Below are 19,852 nucleotides of genomic sequence, written 5' to 3' on the forward strand. Positions count from 1 at the left end.
TTATGAAACCACTCAAAAAACAAACAACTCCCAAAAAATCGAAAACTCCCACACCAAAACCTTCTATGTCCCAAACTGCTGGGTACCACCACGGGAATTTACGAGAAGAGGTTTTGGAACACTCTCGGAAGGTTTTGGAAAAAACAGGAGTTTCGTCGCTTAGCCTTAGGGACATTGCTTCTGATTTAGGTGTGAGCCATACGGCCCCCTACAGGCATTTTCCCAAAAAAATGGACCTGCTCCAAGCATTAGTTGCAGAAGGTTTTCGAGAACTGGCACTTGCGATGAAACGGGCTTGGGACAGTTCAGAGGATCCGTTAACAAAAATCCGAAAGGCCGGAGAAGAGTACATTTATTTATTACTCAATAACCCACGTAGAACAGAACTTATGTTTGGTGGTGAAATTTATGTTTCTGGAGATCCATTGTCTGATGATTTACGAGAATGTGGAAATGAAGCATACATGGGTATGTTTCGAATAGTTGAATATGGACAAAACCAATTGGTCTTAAAAAAATCAGTACCAACAGCAACACTCATGATGAGTTTTTGGAGTGGTGTTCATGGATTTGCCGTACTGAATGAACGGAAATGGAAATCGATCCAATCTTCTGAGGAAGAAAAAAAGACCTTTCAAAAGGAAGTTTTACAGATATTGGAAATTATGATTGAAGGGACACGTCTGTAAAGTAAACAATTCGGCTTGTGATGATGGTGGAATCACCTTCCGATTCTAAAGTCACTTCCATTTCCACAGGATAATCTTTTAATACCATTATAAGACCAATTCCCGAACGACTGGAATCAGGGTCATTGGATTCTATTTTTTGGAAGTACAATTTTTCTAAGTCTTTTGCAGAGAAAATTTCTTTTAAACTAGATTCATAAGCCGATACATTTGATTCATTCGTTTTGTTTCGGACTAACATCTCAAAGGATTTTCCACGATGGATTAGAGAAATTTCAATATCTGCTTTTTTATCATAAGAATACTTTGCTGCATTTTCCAAAAGTTCGTTAAACACAGTGGAGATCGAATTGACAATCTCCGAATTTTTCATGTCCATCGAATCGGTAGGTACATTGGGTAAAAATGAAAACCCATAGAAATAACCGATAAAATCGGAGAGAATTCCAATACGTCGCCAGTAACGCATCAGATCCAAAGGTTTTAAATGGATTTCAATGATGGATTCTGGTTCTTTTTCAGAAAAAGCAGTGTGAGTTAGATTGCCATATTTTCGCATATTCGTAGTTCAACTAAGAAATGTAGCGGAATTACTTCAATGCCGCAAGCGCTTTTTCTAATGCATTTTGCATTAATCGGCGTTCTTCGGGGTTTGTGCTGAGTTTGTCAAAGTGTAATGGTTTGAGAAGGAAACCTTTTCCATCAAATTTTAAGAATGGATTGTCCTTTTTATCTTTTTCATCTTTGAGTCCAATCACTTGAAACGTTTCAATTGGAGTGTGTACACCTTTTACAACAATTTCTCCCTTGGGAATGGTATCAATATATTCGTCTATCAAGGATTTGGTTGCATTTGAAATCAAAATTTCTCCTGCCTCAGATGCATGTTCTAAACGAGAAGCAACATTCACAGGACCACCAATGATGGTGTAATCCATCCTTTCATTTGTTCCAAAATTACCAACAGTCACATAACCTGTATTGATTCCGATTCGACATGTTAGGTTGTGGTTGATACCAGATTTTCTCCAATACTCGTCTAACGCAGGCAAACTATCACGCATTTCAATTGCCATTTTAACACAGTTTAATGCATGAGCTTTGTCGTTTTCAAATGTTGGTGCACCAAAAAAAATCATTATGGCATCACCAATGAATTTATCGATGGTTCCACCGTATTTAATAGCGATACTTGACATTACATCCAAGTATTGGTTGAGACAATCAGAAAGGATTTCTGGTTCAATTGAGTCTGTAATGGTAGTAAAACCAACAATGTCAGAGAAAAAGATAGTGAGTTTTCGCCTTTGGTGGGAAATCGATGTTTCCACTTCTGCACCTGTGATCATCTCATACAATTGAGGTGAAAGGTAACGGCGCATACGATCCAAATACATTTGGATCTTTTTGTTATTCTCTAAGAGTTCGTTCTCAATTTCTGTAGAATGATCAATGATGTTTTGGTAAAGAACTTCCAACTCCGCATATTTGGCTCGTTCCTCTTCCAAAACTTTTTCATTCTCCATAATGTCTTAGCCTCGTTTCCTCATGATCATGATAGTGATGTCATCGTATACATCCATTCCATCAATGAATACATAAATGTCTTGGAAGATAGCTGCTAAAATTTCATCCGTTGATGGAAGGTCCGCATGTTTTTCCAAGGATTCAATCAATCGATGGGATCCGAACTGTTCTCGTTTTGGATTTTCTGCTTCTGTTGCCCCATCTGTATAGAGTAAGATGATATCCTTAGGTTGTAAAGGAATGGGTTTTTCATGGATGAATTCATCAATGGATTCTGTTAGACCAACTAACATTCCATTGTCGACAGTATCAATGATTTCTGTTTTTTTCGAAGCATGGCGGTAAACCATGATGGTTTCGTGTTGTCCAGCTGTCGTAAACACTCCGTTTTTGTAAGAAAACAAAGAGAGTGTTAGGTTACGAATGTCATTCATCCTCATGTGGATGTTGGAAAACAAAATAGAATTAATTGACCGAAGTGATTCGCGCAAAGAAATCACTTGAGATCGTAAGGTTGTGATAAATGCGGACTGTGTCATGAGCATCACAACACCAGAAGCAAGTCCATGGTCTGTTACGTCTCCAATACCTATGTATACCGTTCCGTCTTCATGGTGGACAACATCATAATAGTCTCCACCCACTTCGTTTGCAGAGTCCATCCTAGCTGAAATTTCTAACTCTCCAATTTGTTTTAATTCCTCATTGCGGGGAAGTACCATGGCTTGGATTTGCCTTGCTACGTCTAATTCCATACCGAGACGCATGTTCTCTTCAAGGATGGCTTGTTTTTCGGTGTTAAAAATTAAGTCAGCTTGTTCTTGTGTGGTTCGGGATGTATTGAGGATGGCGTATAAAATCAAACCACCTGTAACGATCATGTACAGTAAGATGAGAAAAATTCCCATCGGTACTGCACTGACAAGGAAGAAGGAACTATTTTCTTCTAAGAAGTTTGGTTTGAGATATTGTGACAACTCCATGAGTTTTGCATTGAGGTCAGTCATCTCAGGATAAAAATAAATGGTGAGTGATGCATACTCAACAATGAGTACAATCACTGCAAAGATGATAGTCTTAGTATTATTACGTATGGATGCAAGAGCGATGAGGATGAAGAAGACATAAATCATCGGTGCTGCATACACAAGACTTGGGTTTTTTTGGGAGTAAGCCGTATACCCTGTAACAAATGTAAGGAGAGTGATCTCTAAAAAAGAAGAAGAGAATTTAAATATATTGAGATATTTACCCGACTTCTTTAATGAATACAGTACAACGAAGTTGTAACAGAGTAAAACTAAGATGGCAGAGATTTGGTAATAAAACTCTACAGGAGGACGACCCGATAGGAGTCCGAGAGTGGCAAAGATAACCAAAAACCCCAGGAAAAAAAATCGGAATTTTGTGGCGAAGGTTTCGGCCCTAAATTCCCCCTGGAAGGCAATCTCTTTAAGTTGTTTCTTGTAGTAGTCCGAGAGGACGAAGCGATTTTCGTTGGAAGAGGATTGCGGCATAGAGTAAAGGTTTCTTTCTTTATATTTCGTTCTAGAGAATGCGGAAAATTAACTGATAACGTCATACATTTTGCATAAATTGCAAATGATTTTTCAAATTTTTAAGGAGGACGGCGCGTATGAGTCATATCAAAGTCCATTTAGCAACAACGGAAGAAGATCGTAATAAAATTTACCACCTCCGCTACGACATATATGTTCAAGAAATGAACAGGGTCCAGGAATATGCGGACCATACCACCAAAATGATCAAAGAACCGTTTGATGAAACGGGCCACCTTTTCCTCGCTGAAACGGAAGAGGGTGAGATCATCGGCACCGTTCGTATCAACTTCCGCAGGGATGGAATTTTGGAATGCGAAGACTTATATGAAATGGATCTTTTCCGCCCCTTTTACCCTGACCAAGTTTCCATGTCGACCAAACTTATGGTGAAACGTGAATACCGTCATACGGCAGCTGCGAGTATGCTTTGTATGAAGATTTATGAACATGCTAGGGAAAATGGAATCGTCATCGATTTTATTGATACCAATCCACATTTGGTGCGATTGTACAACCAAGTTGGATATCGGATGTACAAAAAAAACATCCACCACCCTGAATATGGCATTGTGATTCCCATGGTATTCTTGTTAGACGACAATGAATACTTAAAACAAATTCATTCACCATTCCTTCGTTTGGCGAAAAGGTTTCCTGCCGGAACAGAACTTGCTCATTTGTTTGAAACCAAATTCCCTGAATATAAAGATATTCGACCTCTCTTCTCAATGGAAGGAGATGAAGTTTGGCAAAATATTGTTCATGATATGATGCTTCCCCCAAGCCAGTTTCTCTCGTTTTTACGAGGGTTTACGGAGGAAGAGTCTAAAAAACTTCTCTCCATGCTTGATTTAATTGATTATGAAGATGGTGATGTCGTGTTCCACCAAAACCAAGAAAGCCAAGGTTTGTTTTGTGTATTGGATGGAAGTGTAGAAGTTGTGGTGAATAGAGAAGATGGAGTTAGATCTACCATTTCCATCTTAAACCAAGGGGAGATCTTTGGAGAACTTGGTTTTGTAGCGAAGTCCAACCGAAACGCAGATATCATTGTAAGAGATCATGCGAAACTTCTCATCCTTACACCCAATGAATTTCAAAAATTGGAAATCCAAAGTCCCACATTAGCGGTAAAATTACTTACCAATTTGTTTGTGATTTTAGCGCAGAGGTTCAACGAAATGTCCCGCCGCATGCTCGAATTTAGAAGGTTGTACGAGATGGGCGGAAGTTCGAGGTAAATCGTGAAACGTTAGTGGTTTAGGAAATTTCCAAAACCACTTGGTCCCAAAGTTTTTTGAAGTTAGAGAGAGATTTTGACTGCCAAGAAACATTGAGGGATCCTTGGATTTTGATTTGGTAAGTAGCACTTTTTCTAGAATCAATAATGAACATGGAAAGGGTAGTGATCCCCGAACTGTTCACAAATTGAAGTTCACGAAAGTCCATCGTGAGTAGTGCCCCTTGGCATTGTTTGGCAACATCTCTTAAAAATAATTTAATAGGTTCATAAGCGGGTAAGTTCTGCAAGCGGATGGATCCAGTGAATTTGACAGTCTTAGTGGCTTCGTCGTATTGAATATTGTAATCTAAGTCTTTGATTTCCATGAAGCTTCGCCTATTATATCTCTTCTACGTTGATAATTGCTCTTACCGTGATTTCATGAGTATCGGCATCGATCTCAGTGAAACTATAACCAAAACGAACCGGATAGTCTTTTAACATCATGAGAAGACCAAGTCCAGACTTGGTATCTCCATCTTCTTTGGTTTCGAGTGTAGAAAAATACATCTCCTCCACGTTTTCTGATATGAGTTTGTTCACAAAAAGCTCAAAACTATCTCTTAAGGTTTTTGACGCCACATTTAAAACATCAATTCTTAAAAGATTTCCATATTGTTTTAATTCTACATTGATTCTACCTTCTCTTGCTTTAGAGAATTTAGAAGCATTTTCTAAAAGTTCATTGATGATCGTGGAAAGTGAATTGGCTTTGGTTTCACTTGCTTCGTAACAATACGAATAAAATCCCGCAACGAAATTGGCTGTGAGACCACATCGGCGCCAATAGGTGGTCATATCGATCGGTTGGAATACCAATCTCAGTTGGCCATCCGCAGGCAAATTCTCTGGAATGATGTGGTATTCACCGATGATGATGGGTGCCTTTTGGTTCAATTTTGCCTCCGTTTATTTTTGGTACAAATGTGTTTCTAATTTGATCGTGAATTTCACACGATTGGACATGTATTCGGATTGTAATTTGGAATATAAATCCTGCATCCCTTCTGGATGTCCCATAAAAGACATCATAGACCATCCTGTCATCATTCCCAAATGAATTTTTGGGTAATCGACTGTTGGTTTGTCATCATTGCCATCATTGGACGCAATGAAGTCTGTTCGGTGTTTCAATTGGAACCCCAAAGATTCCATCATTCCGGGAATTTTTTCCATCACAAACCTGTCGGCTGGATGGATGGTTGCATGTTTGGCTACCATATCCAAAAGTACCTGTGGGCCTGTGAAGGTTTTGTCATTTGGACAATGGATGAGAACCTTTCCACCTGGTTTTAGCACTCGGTAGAATTCCTTTAGAGCTTTTTCTGGTTCTTTGATGTGGATGAGCACCATCGAATTAAAAATAAAATCAAAATGATTGTCTGGGTAATCCAATGAACGAACATCCGAGACCTTCCAGTCTACTTTTGGATACACCAACTTACAATATTGGACCATATCCTCGGAGATGTCACAAGCAGACCATTTGAGGTTTGGATTTTTCTTCATGAGAAAACTGGTGAGTACCCCTGGACCTGCTCCCGCATCCAGAGCCGTTCCCACTTCTTTTTCATATTCGATGGAATCTAAATATGGCTCAAGCAGGAGCTTCAGGAGGTTGGCCTGTGCCGATAACCTGGGCATCTCATCCTGAATGGATATTTTTTGTGTATATAGGTTTTCGCTCAAAGTGAATACGCCAGAGGAGTGGTTCTAAAAAAAGAACTCTTTTTCCAAATTGGTCAACTGAAATACGAACTATTTTGAACTGTTTTTTACAATTGGTTCAGAACTATGAACCCATCTGACATAATGGTGTGTGGATCACTGGACTTCGCGTGCAACCACTCCATCGATATCACTTCCATTATAACTACCTGGTGGCCAAGGGAAATTGGAACTGGTTGCTGGGTTGACTACGTTACTTGCAGATGTGATTTTTATGAATTTAAATCCATTCGATTTGATATCATTGGCTGCAGTTGTATCACAATTCACATCGTTTGGATCATTTGGATCTAAATCATTCAAATCAAATCCGTCCCCACCACCCAATAAAAAGCCACTTCCAACGTCACTGAATAAATCCTCGTTTGACAAGGGATTGGTGGTCATATTGTAATACACTGGTCTTAAGCCACCAAACTTTGTCCAGCTGGCAATCAGGTTGATATTTCCTTCCGTATAACTTGGATTAAAACCGCAGTATTTGGTTCCATCTAGGGAGACTTGGATCACAGAGGGATCCATAGCATAGGTATTGGTTTCCCCCGAGATCCGAAAGCTATTGTCATACACAATGAAGTCGTTGTCCTGTACGTTTTTTACAATCCGACCACCCCAACTGAGGACCATCGAAGCGCCGGCTCCAGTGGTCTCCAAAGCATACACATCGAGTGACCCAACCAGTTCTCCTGCACCACAAACACCATTGATGGCTTTTTTCGGATCAGAAAATCCAGATACATTGGCGGAGGCACTGACCACTGTATTGGCAAGGAAAATGTCGGAAGGGAGTGTTGATTTAGGACAAACAGAAGCATTGGCACTTGCACCAAGTAAAGGAATGAGTGCCGCAAGAGTCTCCTCCGATGAGGACGACTGAGAAGGTTTGCAATGGAAAGTCCACAAACAGGAGAAAATGAGAAGGAAATGAATTAGTTTAGTTTTCATCTTGGTTGTGGTGTCTATTCCAGTGTAAAAAAAAATCTGTTTAAAGTCCAGTCCAAGTTGAGTTTTGGGTTCTAGAAAGTGATCGGCTGAATGTAAAACCACCACAACCATTGGATGCAAAATTCGTTGCATTACTTGTTACTGTGCTTGCTTGCACTTCTGCAAGTGTCGTTTTACCAGAAACTGCTTCACAAAAATAAAAACATTTGGAGGCACCTAGTTCACAACCAGTGGTAGTCACTGGAGTATAATCGATTCTACCAAAAGTGGAATTGGAAAAGTTATTTCCTCCTGGTGTATTTTGGTAATACATTCTACGTGTGGATTTGTCGAAGGATAAAATGCGATAGGTTGTATCCCCACCACCAAAGTAATCAGAGTTTTTTTCAAACCCTGAAATGATACTACCGGAACCATCAGGATTTGTTGCGATGATGAGCCTTCCTGTTAAGGAAGCTTGTGTCACTTGTTTGTTTGCATCATACGTATAACCAGCGTTCCATTGTCCATTGTATTCTAATAAAAACGAAGTTGATAAAGCACTTCCTGCAAGTAGTCCAACCAAAAGATTTGTTTGTGATTCAGATTCCGGAACTTGTTTTTCCATTTGGCAAAAGGAAAAAGAGAAGAGTAGTCCGATTAAGACTGTTGTTTGTAAGTGTGTTCGTTTCATAAACGTTTCCTAAATTTTTAAAAGTTTAGGGAACTCCTTGGCAATGAAAGACAATGAGTGATTCCTTTGGAGTGAATCTCCAAATAGAAAAGTTATCCTTGTAAATCTTGTTTCGGGTGCCCCGATGCCTTCGGGGCCCCTATCCTCCAAATGGTGGGCATTTGGATTCAGTGTGTAAAGTTCCATTTCCGCGAGGAATTCTTTACGGGGAAGATCTGGCTCACCAAACAGTTGTTTGGATTACAGTTGCGGGTCAGCACAGGATTTACACCTGTTTCCTCCCTGAAGGTATTTTCCAGGTTTTTGTGAAGGCAAGGATTGTCAAATTTTTAAATCCAGGATTTCTACTAACAAACCTCGTACAATTTGAAACAGAAATGTATTCAAATTGTAGCCAAAGATTTTGTGAATCTTTTGCAACCAAATAGGAATTTTAGACACATACCAATTAAGAGGAAAAGATATGTTTTATTATGTCGGAAGGTCTATTGGTTTTGTATTGATGTGGATTGTGGTGAAACCCATGAGATTAAAATACGGAAACAAAAAAGTAGAAATTCAGAACGACTTCATTTTGCGCCAGTTAAACGGCAAATCTATGATTCTGATTTCAAATCATATCAAACCACGAAATAAATTTTTAAAAATCATCACAATGCCTTACGATGCATTTGTCATTCGTGGAGTTCTCAAACGATATGGAATTTATACAACTGCGTTAACAAGTTATGATTCAGGAATGGGGAAGAAAGGCAGAAAGTCAAAATGGCTCAAACGAAAAGAACAAATTGTCAAAGGGATTGTTAAATCAATCGACTTAATCCCCTTAAACCGAAATGAATCGGACCCAGTGACAATCAAAGATTTCCAAAGAAGGATTAAAAAAGGGAATTTGGGAATTGGAATTTTTCCTGAAGGATCTTGGTACCGAGGATTTCGTAAGTCTCGAAAATTATTTCCAGGAATGGTGGTATTGAGTAAACGTTACAATTTGCCAATTGTTCCTTTGTATTTAGATGCATACAACTTAAACAAACCAATTCGGTTAACTGTTGGAAATCCTGTCTGGCAAGTGAATGATAATAATGAAACAATGGCATTTATCAAAACGGAATTGATCAGACTCAACCAAGTTGGAAAAAATCAAATCATTCAGACAGAAGTCGTCCAAAATGTTTTGGACACTGATGAAGAAGGTATGGAAGTATCACCTAGCATTGGCTAGGTTGGTTTTTTGCTAAGTAGTTTCTGAAAGTAGGAAATTCCTTCTTCAATCGGATTCCCTGCTCCTTTTCTTTTTCGGAGCATACCTGTCATATCCAAAACGATTACTCCATACATCCAACTCCACATCAACCTTGCAATGGCAGGGTATTCGTTTTTGGGGTATGGAATCTCGCCAGAATCAAAACCAATTCTAACTGTTTCTAAAAAAAACCGATAACTTTTGGGAAGTTGAGGGAATGCCTTTCTATGAACTCCACCATAGTCGGTAACAAACATCACTTTGTGGAGTTCTCGGTTGTTACTGGCAAAATGGAAATAAGCACGTGCAATCGCGGCCAATTGGTCAAAGGCAGATCCCGTTTTGACATCAGCACTCGCTTTTTTTAACATGGAGAGAAGCTCATCCTCTCCCGTTCGGATCAAATCTTGGACAAGGTCAATTTGGCTTTCATAATAAGAATAGGGGCTTGCAACGCTACAACCGAGCCGGTTCGCAATTTTACGCATGGAAAGCCCATCGAGTCCTTCTTCTTTTAAAATGAGGAGGGATACATCTCTAATTTCCTCGCGAGAGAGGCTATTGCGAATCCTTCTTTGTTTGTGGTGGGCTTCCAACATGGACGAATCTCAGTTTTGCTTCCATGCTATGATAATCCAGCGAAAAATCGAACGTTTTTCCTAAAATGCAGCATTGATCTGGGCATAGACCATGTAGGCTTCTCTTGCGAGTTGGTTTTTTCCCTGTAAATAGTTTTGGTTCCATTCAAAGGACTGGGTGGTGCGATTGTATTGGATTTTGCTATTTCTGTAATTTTTAACCGCATCACCAGCTTCCAGATAACCTACACCTAACCAAAGTGAGACAAAATCATTCATTTGTCCGTGCCAAGTCAAATCCACTTCTGTGTAAATTCGTTTGCCTAAAGCATAGGGAGAAGTATACGATTGATTGGAGAAATTTTCTGTACTCCCTTTTTCAAACGACACTGGGGTTGGATTTTTTTCACCAATCGTAGAAGAAGAGTTTGGTGCACCACTGATTGCATACCATGCATCTTGTTTTTCAGCCTTATCATTTTGGAAATAGGTGATTTGGAATTCTCCATACCCTTCTGTTGTGTAAGTTACACTCACAGATTTAGAATATAAATTTTGAGCATTGATATTTTCTGAAATTCCTGCCACGTTATTAAAATAAGGAATCACTCCAAATCTTGGATTTGCAAGCATTTGGAAGGTGGAGACGGAGGCATCGGATCTATTTTTATCTCCGGAGGCAAATAAAACTTGCCCACCTAATCTTAGTTTCCTAAAGAATGTGTATCCAGTTTGGAAAACGTGCATTTGTCCTGTATATTTTTCTCTTTCGGTTCTGGTATTATCCCATTCATTTGGAAGGTATTCTTTTAAGTAAGGATCTTGGATTCTGCGTCCAGAAGTTCCTGATTGGAATGCTGATTCCCAAGTAAAGTCCCAAGACTTACCTTCTGGCAAAAAATTTCCTTTTGTACGATTTGTGATTCGAAATCCAGTTGTGATCAGATTTTGGTTTTGGCGGCTACGATTTGATGCCAAGGGGTCGTCTGGAGAAGTTTCAGGCAGACCAGTGATAACATTTGTATTATTTTTTTTCCATTTTCGAACAATACCTATACTATAAAAATCGAATGTCACCCAGTCAGGAATCGTATAACTATTATAAGTTCCTAATAGTGTTGTGTCGGTTCCATTTGCCGCTGAATTGAGTTTTGGATCATTGGCAGAGACAACCCCATTGGGTCCACTTTGTGTCCAATAGGGTCTAGCCATTAAAAAATGGATTTTGGCATTTTCAAATTGAAACATGAGTCTGGCACCATCAAAGGATAAACCATTCACTGTCCAGTTACCACCACCAATCAATCTTTGGTCTCCATAAGCCCAAATTTGTCTTCCCACTTGGAATTTGGATTGAAAAGGTAATTTGTTGATTATTACAAATGCCTCTCTAACGCTCGTTTGGTTGACTGAGACTGCATTTGTTTGGTTACGGGAATAAACGTCTGCAGTATTATTGAAAAAATTGGCTCGAATGTCACCAGTCGACGCTGGAGACTCTCCACCCCAAACTCTTGCATCTTGTAAAGTCACCTTGGCTTGGACATACGGACTTGGATCAAATAGAAAGTACAAAGATGAGGTTTGTAGGGTTCGGTCGACATAACCTTTGTCAGAAGCATTAAAATCTAAATTATAACGGCTCTCTTGGCGCGGGCGAAGGTACAATCCAAATCGTAAAACATCATTCAACCAAAATTGGGAAGAATTTGCAGAATGTTTCGATAAGGTTGGTTCCACAAACATATGTCGATTGAATTCAGGATCCAATCCTTTCTCTTTCATAGGAGAAACATATGGTTTTGATTCTGATTGGATTTCGGGAGTTTTTTCTTCTACGGGTTCTGAGAGAAGGAAACCATTAGAAAAGACCAAAATGAAACAAAATAAGATAACTCTATTTTGGGGCAGACACATTTTGATCTCTCCTAACGATTTGTTTGGTGAATTTAACTCTTTCTTATAATCCTTTCAATAAATAAAAATAAACTGGTATTCCGATGATGATATTGATTGGGAAAACAATCGATAAAGCAACAGTTAAGTATATACTAGGACTTGCTTCCGGAATTGAATCTTTCATCGCAGCAGGAACAGCAATATAAGAAGCAGATGCACATAGCACAACGAACATTAATGCATCACCAATTGGCATCTGAATGATTTTTGTCAAAAAGATCGCAATCACAACATTGATAAACATAATGATGACAGTTGATCCAACTAAGAAAAAACCAACTTTTTTTAACTCACGCATTTGTTTAGCGGCATCAATCCCTTTGTCCAAAAGGAAAAATGTAAGAAGTCCTTTAAAGATATCTTCTGTAAATGGTTTTGTTGTATTCCATCCAGACTCACCTGATAGATAACCTACGATTAGAGCACCAATTAAGATATAAACAGATGAACTAAAAAAAGCTTCATGTAACAATTGTTTCCATTGGATTTTTTCAGAGGGATTTCCATTTTGTTTTTTCTTACCGAGGCGATCGATGATAACAGCGATGACAATGGCAGGTGATTCCATAAGAGCCATTCCAGCAACAATGAATCCTTGGTATTCAAATCCGTAACTGTGTAAAAAAGCTCCCGCTGTTACAAAGGTTACTGCACTAATAGAACCGAAACTTCCAGCAAGTGCTGCAGAATTGGCATGGTCTAACTTCAATCGAAAGATGAAGTATGAATACACGGGAACAAAACATGCCATAAACATACATGCTATGAGTGTGAGTAAGTGTTCTTCAGCGAAAGGTGATTTAAATAATTCATGACCACCTTTAAAACCAATGGAGAACAACAAGTACAATGAGAGAAATTTTGATACTCCTTCTGTTATGCGGAGATCCGATTTAAAGAATACAACACCCATTCCTAAAAAGAAAAATAGTACGGGTGGGTTTAAAATATTATTCAGAGCGTTGTGCAAATCCATTTTTGTCCCTCTTTTTCTCCATGATTTTAGACACCCAATTTGTCCAATATCATAAAACTGGACAAAAAATACTTTCAATTCGAAATTCATCAACCTTGAATTCGCTTTCTTGCTTATGATTTATTTGCACATTGGTGAAATCCATGCGCATTCTTTTTCGGGTTTATTTCTCCTTAGTCATTCTACTAGGAATGGAAGGGTGTTTATGGAAACCGGAAGCGTTTTACGGAACAAATATCAGTCATGCGGTAGAATTTTTGGCACCTGTAAAAGGTGAATTGCCTACTTCCTGTACCAAAAACTCAATCCAAACTTTAAAACAAATGTTTTGGATCCAAAATGAATCTGAGGATTCATTGAGAAGCAAACGGGCGCTAAATGGTCAATGGCTCCATTTTCAATTGAAAAACCAAATGGATACGGCTTCCGATTTTAGCATTCTCATCCAATGGATCAACATTCCCACTGCTGAAATCTGTTCGGAAAACCAAAAAGGGGAATTTTCCAATACATACAATGGTTATGTTTGGGAAAATTGGCATGGACTTTTGTCTCCTTTCCCACATTTTAATGTTTCCTTAAACGCAAAGGAAACCCGTGATTTTTATCTATTCCTGGTATCCAATGAGAATCTAAATTTTCCCATTCGAACAGTATCCAATTCAAGTTATCGTTTCATCGTACTCTTTCGATTTTTAACCTTTTTGTTTTTTTTGATGGTTGGGATTGTTTCTACTGGTTGGGCAATTTCTGAATTCATTAAATCCAAAGAAAAAATATACCTTCTGATTCTTTTTCATTTTTTATTGTTTTTCTTTTTAGTTTATTCAGTCCACGGAAAGGAATTGTCCTCCCTATTAGGGAACGGAAACAATCTTTTCACACACTCATACTACTTATTGTTATCGATTAATCACTTTGTATTCTTTTTGTATCTTTACAGTTTTGTTAAATTCACAAACGAAAGTTTAAAACATCCAATTTTCTTTTGGTTGTTTGCTATCTCTGGAATTTTATACCTTCTTGTTCCCATTTTTCCAAGAATGTATGACTATAGAATTTTTATCTTACTCACCATCTTTGGGTCCGCTGCTTATTTTTTACGAAGTACCCATATGATGCTCTTCACAAACCAAATTGATGAAGAAAAAAGTTATTTTTTAGGTTGGGCTTTCTTTTTGTTTTTAGTCTTTCTAAAAACATTATTCCATTTTGATTTTTATCCATACCAAGCTTTTTTCATTTATGCTGCTGTGTTTTACTTACCCTTCTTGACAGCTGGTAGTTTTTTATTTTTAAGAAATTATGAAAAACGTGATAAAACAAAAACAAGATTTCGAACTTTCACGAATAAAATTGATACGAAAGAATTTAAAACAAAATTAGAATCATTATTAGAATCAGACAAAATTTTTCTGGATGTCGACTGTAATGAAGAGATGATAGCAGGCCGTCTGGGCCTAACCTATCACCAATTAAGCGAGTTGATTAATATTGAGTATCAATTTAATTTTCCAACACTCTTAAACTTATACAAAATAAAAGAAGCAAAAAAAATTCTAATCGAAAAACCAGAATTAAACGTCGCTACAGTTGGAAAACTGGCGGGTTTTGGTTCGAGATCCGCATTTTATTTGGAATTTAAAAAACAATGCGGAGTAAATCCCAATCAATTCAGAAAGTCTTCGTCTCATCATAAAAAAGATAAATCTTAATTAGGAACTCTCGCATGAACAAAGATAAACCAAAAGATTGGTTACCTGGACTAAAAGAAAACTGGCGATCGGACATTGTGTCCGGATTTGTTGTCTTTCTCATTGCGCTCCCACTTTGTTTAGGAATTTCTCTCGCCTCTGGTGCACCACCAATGGCAGGAATTTTTTCCGGAATTGTAGGTGGTCTCTTTGTCTCTTTTATGAGTGGTTCTCATCTTACAATCAATGGACCTGCTGCTGGACTCATTGCTGTTGTATTAAATTCGATTTTTGTTATGGGTGGTGGAGATGCCAAATTGGGATTTGAGATCACTTTGGCAGCAATTGTTTTTGCAGGATTGATTCAGGTACTTTTGGGAATCTTAAAGGCGGGGAATCTCACAATTTATTTCCCGATCTCTGTTGTACATGGAATGATGGCTGCCATCGGAATCATCATCATTTCAAAACAGTTTTATGTTGCTCTTGGAATTTCACCAAATGCCAAAACTATTTTAGGTCTTCTATTAGAGATCCCTTCAAGTTTTGTGCATTTGAATCCTGAAGTAGCTATGATTGGTATTTCTGCGATTGTGATCATATCACTTCTTACAAAAATTCAAAATCCATATTTTAAAAAACTTCCTGCTCCGTTAGTTGCAGTGTTAGTTGGAATTATTTTAGGTTTTGTTTTTGATTTAGCAGATGAACATTCTTATACTTTATTGAATCAAACATACCAAATTGGCCCTGAAAAATTAGTAAATTTGCCTAATCACATTTATGAAAGTTTGAGTTTTCCAAACTTTTCTCGTTGGAGAGATGGAAACTTTTGGGTGATGGTAGTGACGATTGCTTTGATAGCAAGTATAGAATCTTTACTGACAGCAACCGCAGTTGATAATACGGATCCTTACCGAAGAAAATCAAATATGGACCAAGAACTTGTCGCAAAAGGAATTGGAAACTTTTTTTTAGGATGGATTGGTGGATTACCCATTATCGCTGAAGTGGTAAGATCTTCTGCAAACATTGAAAATGGTGCCAAAACTAGATGGTCCAATTTTTTTCATGGTTTGTTTTTATTATTATTCATTCTGCTGCTTCCTGGCTTCATTCATAGAATCCCATTAGCATCACTTGCCGGTATTTTAATCATGGTTGGATTAAAATTGGCATCACCTCATGTTTTTAAAGAAACATATAAAAAAGGTTGGGACCAAATTGTCATCTTTTTGGTAACTGTAGTGATTACAATTGTAGAAGACCTGTTAGTTGGTGTTTTATGCGGGATCATTACAGCAATTTTAATCCAAATGTATTTTGGAGTGAAGTTTCGTTATATTTTCATTGCTGATATTAAAATTGAATCAAACAATAAGATGCATACTTTGTATGTGAAACATGCTCTTCTGTTTTCCAATATGATATCTTTAAAACTACTTCTTCGGAAAATATCATTCGGCGAAAGGATTGATGTAAAATTTGATGAAAATGTGAAGATGATTGGTTTTTCAGCTATTGAATTTTTGCAGAGTTTTAAACGTGATTATGAAGAACGTGGTGGGCAAGTGAATTTGATTGGATTTGAAGATTTAAAACCAATTTCGGCTTATTACGGTGCCACACGAGTTCATAAGTAGTAAAAAAATTCTTGTAACTTTTTTTTCCTAAACCAATCTCCTTTTATGCAAAGGTTATTGGTTTTTTTCCTTTTGGTTCTGCCTATCTTCCTTTTTTCAAAGGATGTCCCTCGGTTAAAATCTAGAGTCATGGATGAAACTTGGACACTCCATTCAGACTATATTTCTGCACTTGAAAAACAACTAAGAGACCATGAAAAGAAAACATCCAATCAAATTGTTGTTTTTGTTACACCTTCTTTAGAAGGAGAAAATTTGGAAGAGTACTCTCTAAAAGTTGCCGAAACTTGGAAACTTGGGCAAAAAGGAAAGGATAACGGAGTGTTACTCCTTGTTGCCATTGAAGATAGAAAACTAAGGATCGAAGTTGGTTATGGATTAGAAGGTGTTTTAACGGATGTTTTGTGCCATCACATCATAGAGAATGAAATCAAACCTTCTTTCAAAAAAGGAGAATATGATATTGGGATACAAAATGGAGTAAATGCAATCTTGAAATCAATTGAAGGAGAATACACCATACCTGAAAAGGAAGACTTTTCTCATCTTGGACCTCTTTCTTTTTTGGGTGAAATAGCTCCTGAAGGTCCTGAGATGCCAATTGGATTAAAAATTTTCGTATCGATTTTTGTAGTAAGTATTCTCGGAGTATTTACTTACTTTGCAGCTAACGCTCCTTATGTTGGTTGGTTTATCTATTTCTTTTTGTTTCCATTTTGGAGTATTTTTCCAACTGCAATTCATGGAGCAAATATCGGAGCTATTGTTTTCCTTACATACGCAATAGGAGTTGGACTTTATAAACTTTATCACCTTTTGACACCGCATGGAAGAAAACGAATGCGAAATAGTAGTTTCGCAAGTAGTTCTCGAGGTGGAAGTAGCAGTGGATGGTCAAGTGGAGGTAGTTCTGGTGGGTTTAGCGGGGGAGGAGGGAGTTTTGGTGGTGGTGGAAGTTCTGGCAGTTGGTAGTTCAAATTGTTAAAAAAATCCATTTCACTGAAGATTTTTTCATACCGATGGGAACTTTTTCCATCATAAATGGGTTTAGTATATAGTGAAGTTTGTTTGGTATTATTTATCTTTTGGTTTGGCATTCAGTTTTGTTATTTCAGCGCAGGTCACAAAACCGATCCAACTAAAAGATCTTTGGCAAAAAGCAGTGCAGTTTAATCCCGATTATTTATCGGTAAAGGCAGATTATGAAAAAGCTTTTTATGAAAATGAAAAGAGTTATGCAGGTTATCTTCCCACAGTCAATGTTTTAGCCTCTGCCAGGCAATCATCAGCTAACTTTAGTGGATCTGGAACCGTCAATGACCCTTTGATCAGTGGTGGAGCGAATAGTAATAACACACAAACCCAACAAACAAATGCAGGCGAATCGAGGCCTACTGCAATCAACCGATATTCTGTTGGACTTAGCACAAATCAAAATCTTTTTTCAGGATTTCGCGATAAAAGTGGAATTGAAAAAACAGAAGCATTATTACAAGCAGCAAAACAAACATTAAATGATTCTAGACTAAAAATATGTTTTGAATTAAAGTCTGCTTACTCACAAACATTGTATGCAAAGGAACTTTACCAATTATCCTTAAAAATCAAAGAAAGGCGCATTAAAAATAGAGACTTGGTTAAACTTCGATATGAAGTAGGTAGGGAACACAAAGGAAGTTTTTTGTTGAGTGAATCTTTTGTAAAACAATCTGAATATGAAGTTTCATTTGCAGAAAGGCTATTCCAGACCAATTGGAAAGAAATCGAACGAATCATTGCGACACCAGTTGAAGTATCCTTGGACGTTCCACTCATGTCTGAACCAATAGTCGAAATTAAAATTTCCGAAAAAGAGAAGTCGAATTTACTTGATGCCCATCCTTCTATTATGGCAGAACAATCAAAAGTTCGAGCTGCCCAAGCAAATATAGGAATCGCTGAAGCTGGCTTTTATCCAGACCTCAATCTAAGTGCAACAGTGACAAGACAAGATGATGTTTGGTTACCAAAACCAAGAAATTATAGTTTTGGAATCAATTTGACCTATCCATTGTTTAATGGTGGTAGAGACTATTATAATGTAAAAATTGCAAAATCTGAATATGAAAAATCAATTCACACTAGAGATTCAAAAAAGAATTTACTCACCTTTTCTATAGAGCAATCGTATTTAAATTTTATAAATGCTTCCGAACAACTATTGGTATTAACCGAATTTTATAAGGCTTCCGATACAAGGGCAACAATCGCAAGGGCACAATATTCCAATGGACTGATCAGTTTTGAAAATTGGGATATCATAGAGAATGATCTAATCAATCGGGAAAAAAATTTGTTAATCGGTAAAAGAGATCTTGGGCTAGCTGAAGCAACATATCTACGTAATTTAGGAAAGTGTTTTGATGAAAATTAAACTTTATGTTTCACTTTTTGTTTTAATTGTATGCGCGGTATTGTATTTCACATTTGGAACTGGTAAATCAAAACAAGAATTCAAAATTGAATCCACGAGTGTGACTCGAGGTGATTTGATTGTTACTGTTCGGGCAACAGGTACTGCAATTCCTAAAAATCGATTAGAAGTCAAACCACCCATTGCAGGAAGGATTGAATCCATACATGCAGAGGAAGGAGAACATGTAGGCAAGGGAAAAATCCTAGTCTGGATGAGCTCAACCGAAAGAGCCGCATTATTGGACGCAGCTAGAGCTAAAGGTAATGATGAACTGAAAAAATGGGAAGATTTTTACAAACCAACTCCAGTAATTTCACCATTACGAGGTTTGGTGATCGCTTCCAATATAAGTACTGGGCAAACTGTGACACAACAAGATATATTATTTGTTTTGTCTGATAATTTGATGGTACAAGCAAAAGTAGACGAAACCGATTTATCAAAAATTAAGATTGGGCAAATTGCCATTATCCTCGTAGATTCATTTTCCAATGAACCTATTCGTGCTAAAGTAAAACACATTGGTTATGAAGCTGTGATTGAAAATAATGTTACGATGTATAATGTTGATTTGGAATTATTTTCCATTCCAGATTTTCTGCGAAGTGGTATGTCGATTACTGTCGATTTTATTATTTCCGAAGAAAAAGATGTATTGTTAATTCCAAATGATTATGTGAAAAGAAATAAAAAAAATGGAATGATCTTACTAAAAATAGAGGATTCATTGCAAGAAACGAATGTAACCATTGGAAATTCTGATGACCAGAATACTTCCATATTATCAGGGTTAGTGGAAGGTGACCTGGTTTACCGTAAGAAAAAAATACAAGAGTCAAAAAAATCCAATGCAAGTGGTGGTCCTTTCTCATCTCCAAAAGTTCCAAAGAGATAA

General features: G+C 37.5%; 19 protein-coding genes. 8 read left to right on the forward strand and 11 right to left on the reverse strand.

Going from position 1 to position 19,852, the window contains the following annotated elements:
• The first annotated feature begins 2 nt into the window (after positions 1 to 2).
• Positions 3 to 689, forward strand: a complete 687-nt coding sequence (locus tag ND855_RS01375; protein ID WP_265356855.1) for a TetR/AcrR family transcriptional regulator — start codon at positions 3 to 5, stop codon at positions 687 to 689.
• Here ND855_RS01375 and ND855_RS01380 read toward each other — a convergent pair.
• Genes ND855_RS01380 through ND855_RS01390 form a run of 3 tightly spaced genes read right to left on the reverse strand, consistent with a single transcriptional unit; the run spans position 664 to position 3,595 of the window.
• Entirely contained in the window at positions 664 to 1,248 is a 585-nt protein-coding gene (locus ND855_RS01380) for a DUF6272 family protein (protein ID WP_265356856.1), read from the reverse strand. The genes ND855_RS01375 and ND855_RS01380 overlap by 26 nt on opposite strands.
• Before the next feature lie 31 nt (positions 1,249 to 1,279).
• The gene (locus tag ND855_RS01385) at positions 1,280 to 2,215 is read right to left on the reverse strand and encodes an adenylate/guanylate cyclase domain-containing protein (protein WP_265356857.1); all 936 of its coding nucleotides are present in this window, start codon (positions 2,213 to 2,215) and stop codon (positions 1,280 to 1,282) included.
• Between the two features lie 6 nt (positions 2,216 to 2,221).
• On the reverse strand, positions 2,222 to 3,595 hold the full coding sequence (locus tag ND855_RS01390) for a PP2C family protein-serine/threonine phosphatase (protein WP_265356858.1): 1,374 nt from the start codon (positions 3,593 to 3,595) through the stop codon (positions 2,222 to 2,224).
• Between the two features lie 257 nt (positions 3,596 to 3,852).
• On the opposite strand from ND855_RS01390, the gene ND855_RS01395 reads away from it, so the two are divergent.
• Complete coding sequence (locus ND855_RS01395; protein ID WP_265356859.1) at positions 3,853 to 5,019, forward strand: GNAT family N-acetyltransferase; 1,167 nt, start codon at positions 3,853 to 3,855, stop codon at positions 5,017 to 5,019.
• A gap of 19 nt (positions 5,020 to 5,038) precedes the next feature.
• On the opposite strand, the gene ND855_RS01400 is transcribed toward ND855_RS01395, so the two are convergent.
• The 5 genes from ND855_RS01400 to ND855_RS01420 all read right to left on the reverse strand — a co-directional run bounded on the left by ND855_RS01400 (position 5,039) and on the right by ND855_RS01420 (position 8,406).
• Positions 5,039 to 5,386 (reverse strand): slr1659 superfamily regulator, encoded by a 348-nt coding sequence (locus ND855_RS01400; RefSeq protein WP_100725912.1) that lies wholly within the window; start codon positions 5,384 to 5,386, stop codon positions 5,039 to 5,041.
• A 13-nt stretch (positions 5,387 to 5,399) separates the two neighbouring features.
• The gene (locus ND855_RS01405; protein ID WP_108960702.1) at positions 5,400 to 5,957 is read right to left on the reverse strand and encodes a slr1658 superfamily regulator; all 558 of its coding nucleotides are present in this window, start codon (positions 5,955 to 5,957) and stop codon (positions 5,400 to 5,402) included.
• Between the two features lie 12 nt (positions 5,958 to 5,969).
• Positions 5,970 to 6,749: a class I SAM-dependent methyltransferase gene (locus ND855_RS01410; RefSeq protein WP_246834646.1), complete on the reverse strand. Its 780-nt coding sequence runs from the start codon at positions 6,747 to 6,749 to the stop codon at positions 5,970 to 5,972.
• Between the two features lie 135 nt (positions 6,750 to 6,884).
• On the reverse strand, positions 6,885 to 7,733 hold the full coding sequence (locus ND855_RS01415) for an LIC_13355 family lipoprotein (RefSeq protein WP_265356860.1): 849 nt from the start codon (positions 7,731 to 7,733) through the stop codon (positions 6,885 to 6,887).
• Between the two features lie 40 nt (positions 7,734 to 7,773).
• The gene (locus tag ND855_RS01420) at positions 7,774 to 8,406 is read right to left on the reverse strand and encodes a hypothetical protein (RefSeq protein WP_265356861.1); all 633 of its coding nucleotides are present in this window, start codon (positions 8,404 to 8,406) and stop codon (positions 7,774 to 7,776) included.
• 463 nt (positions 8,407 to 8,869) lie between these two features.
• Here ND855_RS01420 and ND855_RS01425 point away from each other — a divergent pair, with 463 nt between their 5' ends.
• Complete coding sequence (locus ND855_RS01425; RefSeq protein ID WP_265356862.1) at positions 8,870 to 9,631, forward strand: lysophospholipid acyltransferase family protein; 762 nt, start codon at positions 8,870 to 8,872, stop codon at positions 9,629 to 9,631.
• Here ND855_RS01425 and ND855_RS01430 read toward each other — a convergent pair.
• Genes ND855_RS01430 through ND855_RS01440 form a run of 3 tightly spaced genes read right to left on the reverse strand, consistent with a single transcriptional unit; the run spans position 9,628 to position 13,165 of the window.
• Entirely contained in the window at positions 9,628 to 10,251 is a 624-nt protein-coding gene (locus ND855_RS01430; protein WP_108960707.1) for a TetR/AcrR family transcriptional regulator, read from the reverse strand. The genes ND855_RS01425 and ND855_RS01430 overlap by 4 nt on opposite strands.
• Before the next feature lie 60 nt (positions 10,252 to 10,311).
• Entirely contained in the window at positions 10,312 to 12,147 is a 1,836-nt protein-coding gene (locus ND855_RS01435; RefSeq protein ID WP_265356863.1) for an alginate export family protein, read from the reverse strand.
• Between the two features lie 43 nt (positions 12,148 to 12,190).
• Positions 12,191 to 13,165, reverse strand: a complete 975-nt coding sequence (locus ND855_RS01440) for a sodium-dependent bicarbonate transport family permease (protein WP_108961017.1) — start codon at positions 13,163 to 13,165, stop codon at positions 12,191 to 12,193.
• Positions 13,166 to 13,308: 143 nt separating this feature from the next.
• Between ND855_RS01440 and ND855_RS01445 the strand changes: the two genes are divergently transcribed.
• The 5 genes from ND855_RS01445 to ND855_RS01465 all read left to right on the forward strand — a co-directional run bounded on the left by ND855_RS01445 (position 13,309) and on the right by ND855_RS01465 (position 19,852).
• Positions 13,309 to 14,880, forward strand: coding sequence for an AraC family transcriptional regulator (locus tag ND855_RS01445; RefSeq protein WP_265356864.1), 1,572 nt, complete (start codon positions 13,309 to 13,311; stop codon positions 14,878 to 14,880).
• 14 nt (positions 14,881 to 14,894) lie between these two features.
• Positions 14,895 to 16,502 carry a SulP family inorganic anion transporter gene (locus ND855_RS01450; RefSeq protein ID WP_265356865.1) on the forward strand — a complete coding sequence of 536 codons (1,608 nt, stop codon included), beginning with the start codon at positions 14,895 to 14,897 and terminating at the stop codon, positions 16,500 to 16,502.
• A gap of 129 nt (positions 16,503 to 16,631) precedes the next feature.
• A complete protein-coding gene (locus tag ND855_RS01455; protein WP_265356866.1) occupies positions 16,632 to 17,474 on the forward strand; it encodes a TPM domain-containing protein in 843 nt (280 codons plus the stop codon).
• Between the two features lie 85 nt (positions 17,475 to 17,559).
• The gene (locus ND855_RS01460; RefSeq protein ID WP_265356867.1) at positions 17,560 to 18,915 is read left to right on the forward strand and encodes a TolC family protein; all 1,356 of its coding nucleotides are present in this window, start codon (positions 17,560 to 17,562) and stop codon (positions 18,913 to 18,915) included.
• A complete protein-coding gene (locus tag ND855_RS01465) occupies positions 18,905 to 19,852 on the forward strand; it encodes an efflux RND transporter periplasmic adaptor subunit (RefSeq protein ID WP_265356868.1) in 948 nt (315 codons plus the stop codon). The genes ND855_RS01460 and ND855_RS01465 overlap by 11 nt, the downstream gene beginning before the upstream one ends.

It is taken from the genome of Leptospira paudalimensis (genome assembly GCF_026151345.1).
Taxonomy (GTDB): domain Bacteria; phylum Spirochaetota; class Leptospiria; order Leptospirales; family Leptospiraceae; genus Leptospira_A; species Leptospira_A paudalimensis.